Source organism: Pseudomonas inefficax, assembly GCF_032164165.1.
Classification (GTDB): domain Bacteria; phylum Pseudomonadota; class Gammaproteobacteria; order Pseudomonadales; family Pseudomonadaceae; genus Aquipseudomonas; species Aquipseudomonas inefficax.
Genome location: NZ_CP134401.1, coordinates 4,089,796 through 4,104,602 on the forward strand (window position 1 = coordinate 4,089,796; position 14,807 = coordinate 4,104,602).

The window sequence follows — 14,807 nt, forward strand, 5'->3', positions numbered from 1 at the left end:
AGAGGTTCTATGGATAAGCTGCGCTCAAGACTGCTAGGACTACCTCGACGCCACAAGCGGCTGATCCAGGTAGCGACCGATGTAATTCTGGTCTGGTTCGCGCTGTGGCTGGCGTTTGTCGTGCGCCTGGGCATCGATGACCTGGCCAACCCTGTCCGTGATCACACCTGGCTGTTCATCACGGCGCCGATCATCTCGATCCCGCTGTTCATCCGCTTTGGTCTTTACCGGGCGGTGATGCGCTATTTCGGCAATGACGCGCTTATCGCCATCATCAAGGCGGTAACCCTGTCGGCGCTGATCCTCGGTTTCATCATCTACTGGGCCAGCAACCACCAGAACGTGGTGCCGCGCTCGATTACCTTCAACTACTGGTGGCTGAGCCTGATCATGGTCGGCGGCCTGCGCCTGGCCATGCGCCAGTACTTCCTCGGCGACTGGTTTGCCACTGCCGTGCAGCACGTGCCCTTTGCCAACCGCAACGACGGCCTGCCACGGGTGGCCATCTATGGCGCCGGCTCGGCCGGTAACCAGCTGGTGGCGGCGCTGCGCATGGGCAAGGCCATGCGCCCGGTTGCGTTCATCGACGACGATGCCAGCATTACCGACCGGGTGATCGCCGGCCTGCAGGTGTACCAGCCGGAACAGCTGCAACGCATGATCGACGATACCGGCGCCGAAGAAATCCTGCTGGCGCTGCCCTCGGTCAGCCGCAGCCGTCGCCGCGAAATCCTCAACCTGCTGGAAGGCTACCCGCTGCACGTGCGCAGTGTGCCCGGCTTCATGGACCTGGCCAGCGGCCGGGTCAAGGTGGATGACATCCAGGAAGTGGACATTGCCGACCTGCTGGGCCGCGATGCGGTGCCGGCACAAGGCGACCTGCTACAGCACTGCATCATCGACCAGACAGTAATGGTGACCGGCGCCGGCGGCTCGATCGGCTCCGAGCTGTGCCGCCAGATCCTCGGGCAGACGCCGCGCACCCTGTTGTTGTTCGATCACAGCGAATTCAACCTGTACACCATTGCCGGCGAACTGGAACATCGCATCAATCGCGAAGGCCTGGCCGTACAGCTGATCCCTATCCTCGGCTCGGTCCGCGACCAGGCCAAGATGCTCGATGTGATGCGCGCCTGGCAGGTGGACACCGTGTACCACGCCGCGGCCTACAAGCACGTGCCGATTGTCGAGCACAACATTGCCGAAGGCCTGTCGAACAACGTGTTCGGTACCCTGTACACAGCCCAGGCCGCGCTGCAGGCCGGCGTTGCCAACTTCGTGCTGATTTCCACCGACAAGGCCGTGCGCCCCACCAACGTGATGGGCAGTACCAAACGCCTGGCCGAAATGGTGCTGCAGGCCCTTAGCCGCGAGCTGGCACCAGTACTGATGGGTGACACCGGCAACGTCTCGCAGGTGAACAAGACCCGCTTCACCATGGTGCGCTTCGGTAATGTGCTGGGCTCCTCGGGCTCGGTCATTCCGCTGTTCCACAAGCAGATCAAGGCCGGTGGGCCGCTGACCGTTACCCACCCGAAAATCACCCGCTACTTCATGACCATCCCCGAGGCCGCGCAGTTGGTGATCCAGGCCGGTTCCATGGGGCAGGGCGGTGATGTGTTCGTGCTGGACATGGGCGAACCAGTGAAGATCGTGGAACTGGCGGAAAAGATGATTCACCTGTCCGGCTTCAGTATCCGCTCCGAGCGCAACCCGCTGGGCGACATCGCCATCAACTTCACCGGCCTGCGCCCGGGCGAGAAGTTGTACGAAGAGCTGCTGATCGGCGACAACGTGATTGCCACCCGCCACCCCATGATCATGAGCGCCCACGAGGACTACCTGCCCTGGGACGTGCTGAAGCAGCGTCTTGACGCCCTGCGCGAGGCGACTGCGGAAGATGACTTTGCCACTGTGCGACAGTTGCTGCGCGACACCGTAAGCGGTTACGTGCCTGGCGGGGAAATCGTGGATTGGCTGTACCAGCGCCGGCGCATGGAGCCCTGAACGCTGCACTTACAAAATAAACGGCGGTGCCGATAAAGGAACGCCTACATGAACTTCAAACGTTGTGAAGTTTGAACGCGGGAATTGGGAAGAACTGAACGATGACTATTCTGGTAACTGGTGGTGCGGGCTTCATCGGCGCGAACTTCGTGCTGGACTGGCTGGCCGGCAATGACGAGCCCGTGGTCAACCTCGACAAACTCACCTACGCAGGCAACCTGCAGACCCTGAGCAGCCTGCAGGGCGATGCGCGGCACACTTTCGTGCATGGCGACATTGGGGATTCCGCGCTGGTGGAACAGCTGCTGAAAACCCACCAGCCGCGCGCCATCGTCAACTTTGCCGCCGAGTCGCACGTCGACCGCTCGATTCACGGCCCGGAAGACTTCATCGAAACCAACATCGTCGGTACCTTCCGCCTGCTGGAAGCCGTTCGCGCCTACTGGGGCGGCCTGGATGAGCAGTCGCGTCAGGCCTTCCGCTTCCTGCATGTGTCCACCGACGAAGTGTATGGTTCGCTGGCCGCCGACGAACCGGCCTTCACCGAAACCCATCAGTACCAGCCCAACAGCCCGTACTCGGCGAGCAAGGCCGCCAGCGACCACCTGGTGCGCTCGTACCACCACACCTACGGCCTGCCGGTGCTGACCACCAACTGTTCGAACAACTACGGCCCCTACCACTTCCCGGAAAAGCTCATCCCGCTGATGATCGTCAACGCCCTGGCTGGCAAACCGCTGCCAGTTTACGGCGACGGCCAGCAGATTCGCGACTGGCTGTACGTCAAGGACCACTGCAGCGCCATCCGCCGCGTGCTCGAAGCCGGCAAGACCGGCGAGGTGTACAACGTGGGCGGCTGGAACGAAAAGCCCAACCTGGAAATCGTCAACCGCGTGTGCGCCCTGCTGGATGAACTGCGCCCCCGCGCCGACGGCAAGCCCTACGCCGAGCAGATCACCTATGTGACCGACCGCCCCGGCCATGACCGCCGCTACGCCATCGACGCCCGCAAGCTCGAGCGCGAACTGGGCTGGAAGCCTGCCGAAACCTTCGAAACCGGCATTCGCAAGACCGTGGCCTGGTACCTCGACAACCAGGAGTGGGTGCAGAACGTACAGTCCGGCAGCTACCGCGACTGGGTCGAGAAAAATTACGCAGGGCGCTCGGCATGAAGATTCTGCTACTGGGCAAGGACGGCCAGGTAGGCTGGGAACTGCAACGCAGCCTGGCCCCGCTGGGCCAGGTGCTGGCGCTCAATTCCCGTAGCAAGGCACATTGCGGTGACCTGGCAAACCTGCCGGGCCTGGCCGAAACCGTGCGCGCCTATGCTCCCGATGTAATCGTCAACGCCGCTGCCTACACTGCCGTGGACAAGGCGGAAAGCGACCGCGAGCAAGCCTTCAAGGTAAACGCCGAAGCCGTCGGCGTGCTGGCCCGCGCCGCCGCCGACTGCGGAGCACTGCTGGTACATTACTCCACCGACTACGTGTTCCCGGGGCAGGGTACTCAAGCCTGGCGCGAAGACGACAGCGTCGGCCCACTGAATGCCTATGGCGAAAGCAAGCTGGCCGGCGAGCAGGCCATTCAGGCCTCCGGTTGCCAGCACCTGATCTTCCGCACCTGCTGGGTGTATGCCGCACGTGGCAACAACTTCGCCAAGACCATGCTGCGCCTGGCGGCGGAACGCGACAGCCTGGGCGTGATCGATGACCAGCATGGCGCCCCGACCGGTGCCGAACTGATCGCCGACATCACCGCCCACACCATCACCGCCACCCGCCGCGAGCCGGCCCTGACCGGCCTGTACCACCTGGCGGCGGCCGGCGAAACCACCTGGTGCGGTTACGCCCGTTACGTGCTGGAGCAGGCAGCGGCCCTGGGCGTGCCATTGAAAGCCCACGCCGAACAGGTCAACCCATTGACCACCGATGCCTACCCGACCCCGGCCAAGCGGCCGGCCAACTCGCGTCTGGATACCCATAAACTGCAGCAAGCCTTTGCCCTGACCCTGCCAGACTGGCGCCTGGGTGTGGCTCGCATGCTTACGGAAATACACGAGAAATGACCACTATGAAGCGTAAAGGCATCATCCTGGCGGGCGGGTCGGGTACCCGTCTGCACCCCGCGACCCTGGCTATTTCCAAGCAGCTGCTGCCGGTTTACGACAAGCCGATGATCTACTACCCGCTGACCACCCTGATGCTGGCGGGTATCCAGGACATCCTGATCATTTCCACCCCGCAGGACACCCCGCGTTTCGAGCAACTGCTGGGCGACGGCCACCAGTGGGGCATCAACATCAGCTACGCCGTACAGGCCTCGCCAGACGGCCTGGCACAGGCTTTCCTGATTGGTGAAGACTTCATCGGCAACGACCTGTCGGCGCTGGTGCTGGGTGACAACATCTATTACGGCCATGACTTCCAGCAGCTGCTGCGCAGCGCGATGGACCGTGGCGAAGGCGCCAGCGTGTTCGCCTACCACGTTCACGACCCCGAGCGTTACGGCGTGGTCGAGTTCGATGAGAAGGGCAAGGCGATCAGCCTGGAGGAGAAGCCGGCCAAGCCGAAGTCCAGTTATGCCGTGACCGGGTTGTACTTCTACGACAAGGACGTGGTCGAGATTGCCAAAGGCATCAAGCCATCTGAGCGGGGGGAGCTGGAGATTACCGATTTGAACCGGGTGTACCTGGAGCAGCACCGGTTGTCGGTGGAGATCATGGGGCGCGGGTATGCCTGGCTGGATACCGGGACGCACGACTCGTTGCTCGAGGCGAGTGGGTATATCGCGACCATCGAGCGGCGGCAGGGGTTGAAGGTGGCTTGTCCGGAAGAGGTGGCGTACAGGCAGGGGTGGATTGGGGCGGAGCAGTTGCTGAAGCTGGCGGAGCCGTTGGCTAAGAATGGGTATGGGCAGTATTTGAAGAGGTTGGTGGGGGATAGGGTTTATTAGGCGACACTTGAGCACATATCTTACGTTCTGTACGAAAGAAATTTTGAAACAGTGTATGGATTAAGCCAGCGAAACCATGGCGGTGGAGATTTCTAGGGCTTATTGATGCGTGACACGATCCGGCGGTTCATTTTCAGCGAGCCAAACATGCGCTCGATGATGTTGAGCTGCCGGACCTAAGGCCGATCAAACATCCAGATTCGCAAAGCGATCAATCCTAGCTCCGCTGGTCGCTTTAGCGATCGTTTTTGAGCATCTAATCGAATGCCGAACCCGAGCAGATCACTCGGAGCATGCCATCGCGCATCCGGTGGCCGTTTGGGTGGAACGAGCCACCGTCATGGATTTGGATAAAGAACTCAGCAACCACACGGATTACCGAACGCTGGCTAAGTCAAGGTCTCTTGATTTTGCGAATCCTCTTTCCAGAGGATAGTATTGCGGTTGCAAGGCCCGGGAGGGGCTATCTCTGGAAGAGCAATTCGTGAAAAGAAAGATTTTAGTTTTTGCTGCGGCATTAGTGATGGCAATATTGGTAATCGTTTCTCTGCCTAAAAGTGAGTTACCCCCGTTCAAGGGTACTGATTTCTGGTCTGCATCTGGCGAGAAAAAAGAAAGGGAAATTTCTGAACTTGGTTGGGATATCAGAGATGGAAAAGCTCTGCGTGTTTGGTGGGATGATGGCGAGCATAGCTATAGGGTTACATTCGAGCGCTGGGGTGTAAATAATTTGCCGAATATTCGTGCCGTGGAGCATCGAGAAAAGAATGGAAGTGCGTTCGGCAAATGGATGCTAGTAAACCGCACCGATAGTGGTTGGCTTCCACCGATGATTGTAAAGGCGCTCGGTAATTACGATAAGGGATCTACGGCGTATACTGGTGGCAGTCATGGATCTACAGGGGCCGTCGATGGTAAGCCCACAGCAAAAAATACTAACTTCCAGATAGTTATTGATGGTGTTGAAAAATCTGACCCGGGAAGAGGTAGGGCTGAAGATATTACGGTGTATGTGACAAACGAGATTGTTGGGTTTAATACAAAAGAATCCGGGCGCTTGGTTATGCGTCAGGAGTTTGTAGTAGAGTTTCGGAATGGCGGTATATATGTTGATGCTCAAAATACAGCTCTTGATGACGTCGGGGTTTTCGCCGATCACGGTCTGCAAGTTGTTACCACTGGTTTCAAAGATTGGCGGACGTTGTTTGGCTCTGAAATCTCAACTGAACAATATATTGATGTTGATTTTAATACTGGGCCAAAATCGCAAAACCCCAGCGTCTGGGCTGCGTCCTTTGAGAGTGAGCAGCACGGCGGCATGATGCTTTGGATGGATCGCGGCTACGAAGACGGCGATGCACGTTACGTGGACGAACGTCAGATGTTGATCAGAGGTAGCAAGTACTCTAAGTGGTATCTCGGCGTCGTATTGGCGGACAAGTCTACTAGACCAAACGGTTTCGAGCTCAAAAAGGGCGATAGTTACAGCTACAGGGCTGGAGTCGTGTTCACACCTCCGAATGAAAAGGTGTCAATCGTCAACTGGTAAATGCTTGCTCCAGCCCGAAGGTTCTGCGGGCTGGAGATTTATCAATGTCGATGTAAGAATAATGGTGGAAACGCTCACAATCGAGGTCTAGATAGTGAATAAGCGCTAAGCGAAGAGCACATTTAAAGCGTTCTGCTCATCCTATGCTGTGTTCTCGATTTTTATGAGGTTGGCTGAGAGTCAATATATCCTAGATCAAACCGATACGGTGCGGATCAGACTGATCGTGTCAGCTCTAGTATTTCACGCGCCATCTCCCCCATGATACGCTCGCGAGCGTAGCGCTCGACAAACTTCCGGCGATCGACACTAGCTAGTTTTACGGCTTCGAAAGCCTCAACCGCGCAGGCCACATTGCACGAAGGAAAAACGGCAGCATTGGATACCTCCTTGGCAATAAAATCAGTAGAAAAACCGGAGACACCTGCCCATATTGGTTTGCCCGACGCAGCATATTCGAAAAGCTTTGATGGCAATACTCGCTTGAAAGCCTGCAGGTCGTTCAGGTGCAGAAACAATACATCGGCCTGCTCATAGAACACCTTGATTTGCTGGCGTGGTACTGGCGCAAGAAGTTCTACATTGTCGAGCTGGCGCAGGCTAAGCGCTTCACGAAGAGTCGCCGAATGCCTGCCATCACCGATGACCTGAAACCTAATCCGCCCCCGCAAGCGCTCTGCCAAAGCAGGCAGGATTAAATGCAACCCCTGACCGTCACCGATGTTACCCGCATATAGCACGCGTAAAGGCTCTCCTTCTGCTCGGTCCTTTTCAGTGCAGACAAGCGGCTCGGTGAACTCAGCATCCACCCCATTGGAATAGAACGAGAACCTTCTGTCCGGATATCGCGACTGGAAATAAGGCAAAAAACCCGGTGAAACAAGGTTGACGGCAGTCGCTCGCCGAAGGACCCAACGTTCCAGCATCGAGAAACTCCATACCACCGGCCGCCAGATAGGCGAATTGAACACGCCAGCCAGGGTCTCAACAAAGATATCGCGGATATCAAGGTAAAGCTGCGCGCCTTTGCGGGCCGCCAGAAACGTTCCCAGCACCGCAGTCATCAACCGAGACGAGGTCGCGAACACTGCGTCGTACTCTCTACCCTGAGCGAATCGGTAGGCGCCTAGCGCAAAATGCAGGAATGACCATGCCTGCCCTAGCAGCCCACCCTTGTTCTTCGGCAGAACAATACGTCGTAGATGTAAGCCATCATGCTCTTCGCAGGTATCGGCGCCTCTTTTAAAGGTGTTGTAACGGTTTGGCTGGGTGGTGACCACATCAAGATGCAACTGTTCCCCCCCCTGCAAACGCAGCGCCTTGACCAGCGCAGCCGAACGAAACGAGCCAGCTGACAGATCCGGAGGGTAAAAAAAACTTAAAAAAAGGATTCGTTTTGTCATCATCGTACTGAATCAGCCTGCCATTGGCCCAAGCACCCGCTTATAGAGGTCGAGCAGATCGTCCTCCTGCGCCTCCCAGTTCAGTACGGCAGCGGCAGTGCGCGAGTGCCCGGCATGAAGCTTGCGTCTGACTTCGTCTTCAACCAACGATCGCAGTGCAGCGGCAAGAGCCTCGGTCTCCCCAGGCGGAACTAGCAGGCCCAAATCATGCTTCCTAACCACTCGCCGAATTTCTGGTAGATCGGAGACCACTACAGGCAAACCGGCCTGTACGTATTCGAACAATTTGTTTGAGTCAGTGGTGAAATGGTTTAAACAGGTATTCTCGATCGGCTGAACGCCGATATCAGCAGATGCGGTATAGCTAGGCAATTCTGCCAGTCCTACGGTTGGAATAAAGCGAACTCGCTCCCCTAGACCTAGTTCGGCTGCGATGGAGCGTAAACTTGCATCAAGCCGTCCTCCACCGATGAGAACGAAGTACGTGTACGGCACCAGAGCTGCTGCCCGAACAAGACGCTCCAACCCACGTCCCTGTTGCAGTCCCCCCTGGTAAAGAACGATAGGCCAGGGCTGCTCAAGCTGGAGTTCATCCCGAATGCGGGTGGATACCTGCTCCGGCTGAAGACGCGGCCGGTTCTGCAGCACGATTGGACGCGCAACTCCATATGCCCGTGCAAAGAACTTAGCTCGAGCGTCAGTAGTGGTGATAGTGCCCTGGGCTCGTGGCATCAAGGCTCGTTCAATGATCGCAACCAACGTCCGGAAACTGGCATAGCCTTCCCTACCGGTACTAATTTCGTGAGCGTCGTATATAAGCTTCGCCCCGCTCAAACGAGCAGCTAACCATGCCGTTGGAAGCACATTGACATCATGAGCATGTACCACATCCGCACTTCTGCGAGCCATGCGCCAACACAACATGGCATGCGTCCACAGCCTGGCTGCAATTCGGGACATCCGCCCTACAACCCCCAGTCGATCAATCCGCCCGACTCCTCTTGTTGAGGTGGGAGATGAATTTGGCCAAGAGAACGGACTGCGGGGGATGCGTATTATCCTGATTCGATCACTCAAAACCTGTGTGCGAGAAGTCACACCGTGCTTATGCAAGGCAAAAACTGTCACCTCATGGCCAGCGCTCTGGAGGGTTTGTGCCTCTTTGAGAACGCGAGCATCATTGAGGAAATCGTTCCATACGATCATTGAGACTGTTGCCATCATCCCTCCAAAGAAACCAATCGTTCAAGCGACATCAAGCTTCAACGAGAAATGCCTCAGCGGCAGACAGAATTTGAGGCAATAATTCTATTGCACTTCTAAACGACTGGCGCCGATAGTAGAAATCTAAGGCAGATATAAGTGAAACCAAGGTTACTTGTGCCTCAGTTAGCTTCTCGAGTTCTGGGCGTCGAATCTTAGCGAACTGCAGCCATTCATTTAAAAATCGATGGCCGCTGTCTTTGAAATACCATCCTACTCCAATAGGCTCGATGGACCACGCACCCCAGTGAGAAACAATAATCCGTTTCTCGGCACGTCGCATGGACGACAGGTTTAATTCCGGATTAAAGATAGAAAGCGGCATGCTCTGAATAAAATCTAATATATCAGGCATCCGGTTTGCACAATGCTCTACCACCGCCGACTCGTGTCCGGAGTAAGCCGCCAATCTCAAAAGACCAAAATCAAGAGCGGCAACGCGAGCAGATAGCGTTGGCTTTGAGCGAGCATGCATATCAACCAGAGAAGTAGGTGGTGGCAGCGACCAGAGCTCTGCCAGGACTTCCAAACCACAAAGGTTCTGTTCCGCCAATACAATATCCCTTGAAGGGTATGCGGAGAAAACACTGACCTTGAACCCTTCAAACACGGTACTTCCCAAAAACGAGAATGAAGGGAATGACCGATCGACAACCGAAAGAAGTGCCTGCTCGTGCACGAGCAAACCCTCTCGGCTGGGCTCGAACACTTTTACGACAAATGTCTCTGATTTACCATCTACCAGACACTTGGCCTCGAAGCCCAATACTCCAAAACAACCGACCTCACGCCACTTGAAATCTACGACACGGGCCTCTCGGCCAACCACATCCTGTACGACAGATTCAATCATTATGGTGTTCTTTTCACCAAGTAATGCCCAGAAGTCTGGACGATCGAAAACAGCATTACGGGCTGAGTAAGAATGCGCGTGGAAGAAGAGGGCGTTTATTTGATCACGCTGCGAAGACAGCGATATACCGTCTAATATACCCTGAGATGCACGAGCAAACATCTGTCTGACGAGAAGAAGCGCAATGATAGCGACATAACCTGACACGCCGCCACCCAACAAAAAATCCACGACTATGAAACAGAATCCAGCCATGAAAATAAGCGCCGCAACGGCATTGAAAACCACCACTCTGCTTCTGAAGATAACATCTCTTGAAGACTCGGAATGCTCGAGAAAAATTGCGATCCCTAAAAGTAATGCAAAAACAAGTCCGAACAAAAATAGCGCTAACGTACCAAAAACAAAAGCAATACAGCAAAATGCGATTAAGCAAAAAACGAATGCAGACAGCATTCCTGTATAGCGATGAAAGAAAACTTTTGCAAGATCGCGTTGATTGGGAAAAATGATAAGTTTGCGACTCTTAGACAAAAGTGTCGCTGCCCCCTTATCAGAGGAGACATGAATCAAGCGCTCGCAACCCCAATATAGAAAATAAAAAACAACGGAAAGTGCTACGAGAAAGAAAATAACATGGTTTTTCTCATACTGCATTAATACGCTTGGGAAGTAACCCGGCATGCCGTCCGAGCCCATTAGAATGATAACCTTCAATGGTAATAAGAACGAGGCCATCAGGAATAATTGAGATGCAATTGAGAAAATAACAACCAATATGGTGCAGAGTGTAGCCCCGACCAGAAGCTTGTTCAGTAGTGATAATGACCACTGAAAGAAGGAGCCCAGCACTGAGATCAACCACAAACCTTTCATCTCTACTACCTTATAACCTTGAATACGCTGGTGCTTCATTCTGCAAGAAGGCAGGAGCTCTTCAAAGCTCCTGCACCCACAATGCACTAAAGCTCGTCAATGAACCCATTAAGACCAATGACATTGGCAAGTACGGCGTTCGTTTCTGGCTTCAGGTTTCTACGCAGATGATTGCTATCCCGGTAAATAAACTCGCCACCAAAGAACGTTCCGCAACTATCCCGAGTGCACATCATTTGACTAGGAAGCAAGACCTTTGCCTTCCAATCCAATGCCAATTGTCTCAGTACTCTATTATAAGGTTCATGCCTGGCCGTAACAGTTGTGTAATTCAAGGTGCGGAAATCGTAATAACACTGGCGGAATGGGATGCCTAAGGAAGCCCCAGCGCAGGCGTTATAGCTGAAATTCAATCGCGGAATCTCACCAAGGAGGAGCAGTTTTCGCCCGTCAAGTCTCAAGCCACTAAGAAGGGCTGAGAATGAATCATACATCAACTCAGGACCGTGCTTGGTAACATCTGCCGAAATGGAGGCAAGATTCTCGCCATGACCACTCCAGGCAGCGGCCATAATAATGAAATCGATATCATTAGATTCATTAACCCACTTCAACATTAGCTCTTGCTTGGTCGAACAGCGCTGGCCAAAAAGTGGAGCATCAGGCCTGTTATAACCGACATATTTTAAATTTAGATAAGGAGGGCAAGACCGGGGAGCGATAACGATAGAAATATTTTTCTTGCTGGCAATTGAATCCAAGATGGCCGCGAAATGCTCAGAATGGCTATCGCCCCAAATAACTCCGTGTTTTTCAGCGCTTTTCCAACTGGCTCCAACTACACAGCTAGGTCCTCCTCCTGGAACAAGTTTCTGTTCTACACAAGTCCAGTCCCACATTTTCTTTATGTCTGTAAGTTCAGCAGTATTTCGTACGAGCCTGCTCTCGAAACCGTTGGAAAACAGTACCGTACCTGCCAGAAGTGCCAATAAACATGTTGCCATGGCCGCCGTGCCCACGACAAATCGAGGCCTTATGGGCGTCGTACGGATTTTTTCTTCTACGTATTTCCAAGATATCCAGCCCATAAATAGGCTAATGGTAAGAAGCACTAACGATTCTGTAAGAGAAAGTTCTTTTCCAGACCAATATGCGCGATAAAATACAATCAATGGCCAATGCCACAGATAAACAGAATAGGAAATTTTTCCTATAAATTGCATAGGCCAAAAGCCAAGGCAGCGCTCGGTAAAAGGAACTTCGCGGCCAAAGTGAATCAGCAACGCAGTTCCGAGCACCGGTATGGCAGCCCAATAACTTGGATAGGAAAGCCCTTTGTTCAATAGAAGCATTGAGCCAACAATCAATACCAAGCCCAAAAGGGCCAAACCTTGCCTTAGATAAGCCGAAGCAGAACTACCAATCGAAAAAGCAAGAAGACATCCGACGCCAAGTTCCCAGGCGCGCATTGGGAACATATAAAAGCCAAACATCGGATCATGAAAGGCCATGAACAAGCAAAAAATAAAAGACGCTACAAAAATTGCTGCGATGCCGAAGAAGGCAATGCGCCGACTGCGAGATAACAGTGCGATAACAATTAGAGGGAAAAATATATAAAATTGCTCTTCTACCCCGAGCGACCACATGTGTAATAGGGGGGACTCTTCTGAGCTCGCATCAAAATATCCGGAGTTCAAATAAAAGTATATATTTGCAGAAAAGAATGAAGCGTACAGTGCACTGGAAGCCAAATTCTCAAATCCCGCAGGGTCAAGCAGGAAGTAACCGGCAATCAAGCTGGATATCGTTACAACCAAGGCAGCAGGAAGCAGTCGTTTAATTCGTCGCAAGTAGAAATTAGAGAAGGAAAAAGTTTCGGACGCAGCATCACGAAGTAATATACTGGTAATCAAATAACCAGAGATTACAAAAAAAACATCAACTCCGGCAAATCCCCCTGGAACCCAGGAGAAGCCAAGATGGAATAGCAATACACCTATAACAGCAACAGCCCTAAGCCCTGCAATATCGCGCCTGAAAACAAGAGCAGAAGACATCACTTTACTCACTAAACGTTAAGAATGACATGAGAGGCTTTGTCAGCCCCATTTACCTTCCGACTGGCCTTCCAGTCGGGAGTATTGTTATCCTGCCCATCAATGAGGCGGCTAACGGAATCGAGAAACTCTTCTCTGTCAAGCGGCTCTTTCAGCGCCAAGATTCCAAATAGCGCTGCCATCTCCGCTCGTTTCACCTGATCGTCAGATTTTGTAGACACGTTAGGTATAAGAATTGTTGGGACTTCGTGATAAACGACCTCACAGACCGAATTATAACCTGCGGCACAAACCACCAGGTCGAAGGCAGAAAAATACCAACTCATCGGGTAGAGTTCGACATTCTTTACTCTAGGAAGAAAAAACGGGTGGAGGGAAATAGGCGAGTGAGCCACACAAACCTCCACATCGCCGCGGTCGTTCAAAAAGGAAACGACCTTCCCCAACTGCCCAGAAATGTCATTAATATTTCCTGCCCCGAGTTGAACTAGCACCCTTTTTTTGTCTGGCCGCAACCCAAGTCGCTCTATCGCAGTCTCAACGGGTAGAACCTCTTCCCTCTCACACATCACAATCGGCGGCACGAATACTACATTGCCGCTAGGGCCTGGAATATCATCCCCGATTTCACCAGGAATGATAACTGAGGAAAATCGCCGTACATGGGATTTCAATCTGTCATTCAGAGCGACATCCTTATAAAGCCCTCTTTTCACCCAAATAAACTTGATCGCAGGAAACCTTCGCATTCCCCTCAGCAAACCTTCGTAAGGGACAGTTCCATCAAAAACAACTTTGGAAGGCCTATAAAGTGAAATCAAACTTAAAAGTTGCGAAAAGAATAATCCATTCCAATCACGAGCGCCTATACCTCCCGCCATTGCAAATGGTGGTACATGAAAACAGGTAAACCCTTGGCGAAGAACCAAGGGAACACCAATGCTTGTGGTGAGAAAGATAATCTTCGTCTCAGGTCTATTTCGCTTCAATGCCTTTGCTATACCGAGAGCTCTGGTCAAATGTCCGAGACCGGCGCCATTTATTGCCAAAAAAAGGTAAACATCGTCATCGTATATTTTTTTGCGTAGGCAAAATAAACCAAATGCAAAATCTAGCGCATGATCGCCGATCTTTTTTATCAATTTGATCAGTCTATCTCGCACGTCAGGTCTCACAGCAGTACATGTCGATTATTTTTCATAGTCCGCCACTCATCCGGCCAAGACTCCAATGTATCCAAAACCTCATGAATGTTAGAAATATCTAAGGCTTTGAGTTTCTCAGGATCAAATTCATGCCAGCGTACTCGGCATAGTCGATCACGAACGGACTCGTCCTCGAATCGCCATTTCAAAGGTTTCGCAGGTACGCCGGCAACTACCGAGTAGTCAGCAACGTCTTTAGTTACAATCGATCCAGCGGCAATGACGGCGCCATTACCCACCGAAACCCCAGAAAGAATTATTGCACGATCTCCAACCCAAACGTCATGCCCTATTATCACGCGGATCCTTTTTTTGTAGTCCGCTAACTTGATACTAGAGCCTGTATTTGGCGGCGCATTGAAAAATGAACTTGTAGACAAAAAGCCCATTTCATGATGGCCTGAACCGATTATCACATTTCGACCAATAGAACAGTACCGACCAATTACAACATTAGAGCGGACAAAACCATCGTTTATGTAAGTATGCATACCTACACTGACACCCGCCTGTATTTCGCAGGAGCCAAGCGTCACCTTCGGTTCATAGCGAAATGGGGAGCGGGGGATGTACTGATCCGCTACAGACAACCCTCTCGCCTTCAATTCTTTGTTAAACGCCATTTTCTATACCTTTCAT

The 14,807-nt window shown here is 53.0% G+C and carries 11 protein-coding genes; 5 read left to right on the plus strand and 6 right to left on the minus strand.

The genetic code is table 11. The features are described from left to right. Positions 1-9 precede the first annotated feature (9 nt). From RIN61_RS18480 to RIN61_RS18505, 5 genes are all read left to right on the plus strand, one after another. Complete coding sequence (locus tag RIN61_RS18480; protein WP_215520412.1) at positions 10-2,007, plus strand: polysaccharide biosynthesis protein; 1,998 nt, start codon at positions 10-12, stop codon at positions 2,005-2,007. Between the two features lie 101 nt (positions 2,008-2,108). Further along, a complete protein-coding gene (rfbB, locus tag RIN61_RS18485) occupies positions 2,109-3,179 on the plus strand; it encodes a dTDP-glucose 4,6-dehydratase (protein WP_215520413.1) in 1,071 nt (356 codons plus the stop codon). Further along, on the plus strand, positions 3,176-4,072 hold the full coding sequence (gene rfbD, locus RIN61_RS18490) for a dTDP-4-dehydrorhamnose reductase (protein ID WP_215520414.1): 897 nt from the start codon (positions 3,176-3,178) through the stop codon (positions 4,070-4,072). Before rfbB ends, rfbD begins: the two co-directional genes overlap by 4 nt. 5 nt (positions 4,073-4,077) lie before the next feature. After that, the gene (gene rfbA, locus RIN61_RS18495) at positions 4,078-4,959 is read left to right on the plus strand and encodes a glucose-1-phosphate thymidylyltransferase RfbA (protein ID WP_215520437.1); all 882 of its coding nucleotides are present in this window, start codon (positions 4,078-4,080) and stop codon (positions 4,957-4,959) included. 484 nt (positions 4,960-5,443) lie between these two features. Further along, positions 5,444-6,508, plus strand: coding sequence for a hypothetical protein (locus tag RIN61_RS18505; RefSeq protein WP_215520415.1), 1,065 nt, complete (start codon positions 5,444-5,446; stop codon positions 6,506-6,508). A 215-nt stretch (positions 6,509-6,723) separates the two neighbouring features. Here the strand turns inward: RIN61_RS18505 and RIN61_RS18510 are convergent, their stop codons facing one another. The 6 genes from RIN61_RS18510 to RIN61_RS18535 all read right to left on the minus strand — a co-directional run bounded on the left by RIN61_RS18510 (position 6,724) and on the right by RIN61_RS18535 (position 14,791). After that, positions 6,724-7,914 carry a glycosyltransferase family 4 protein gene (locus RIN61_RS18510; RefSeq protein WP_313853309.1) on the minus strand — a complete coding sequence of 397 codons (1,191 nt, stop codon included), beginning with the start codon at positions 7,912-7,914 and terminating at the stop codon, positions 6,724-6,726. Positions 7,915-7,923: 9 nt separating this feature from the next. Beyond that, the gene (locus RIN61_RS18515; RefSeq protein WP_252192049.1) at positions 7,924-9,117 is read right to left on the minus strand and encodes a glycosyltransferase family 4 protein; all 1,194 of its coding nucleotides are present in this window, start codon (positions 9,115-9,117) and stop codon (positions 7,924-7,926) included. Positions 9,118-9,166: 49 nt separating this feature from the next. Beyond that, entirely contained in the window at positions 9,167-10,903 is a 1,737-nt protein-coding gene (locus tag RIN61_RS18520; protein ID WP_215520417.1) for a hypothetical protein, read from the minus strand. Positions 10,904-10,989: 86 nt separating this feature from the next. After that, complete coding sequence (locus RIN61_RS18525) at positions 10,990-12,963, minus strand: acyltransferase family protein (protein WP_215520418.1); 1,974 nt, start codon at positions 12,961-12,963, stop codon at positions 10,990-10,992. 11 nt (positions 12,964-12,974) lie between these two features. Further along, complete coding sequence (locus RIN61_RS18530; protein ID WP_215520419.1) at positions 12,975-14,126, minus strand: glycosyltransferase; 1,152 nt, start codon at positions 14,124-14,126, stop codon at positions 12,975-12,977. A gap of 8 nt (positions 14,127-14,134) precedes the next feature. After that, complete coding sequence (locus RIN61_RS18535) at positions 14,135-14,791, minus strand: CatB-related O-acetyltransferase (RefSeq protein ID WP_215520420.1); 657 nt, start codon at positions 14,789-14,791, stop codon at positions 14,135-14,137. Between the last annotated feature and the right edge of the window lie 16 nt (positions 14,792-14,807).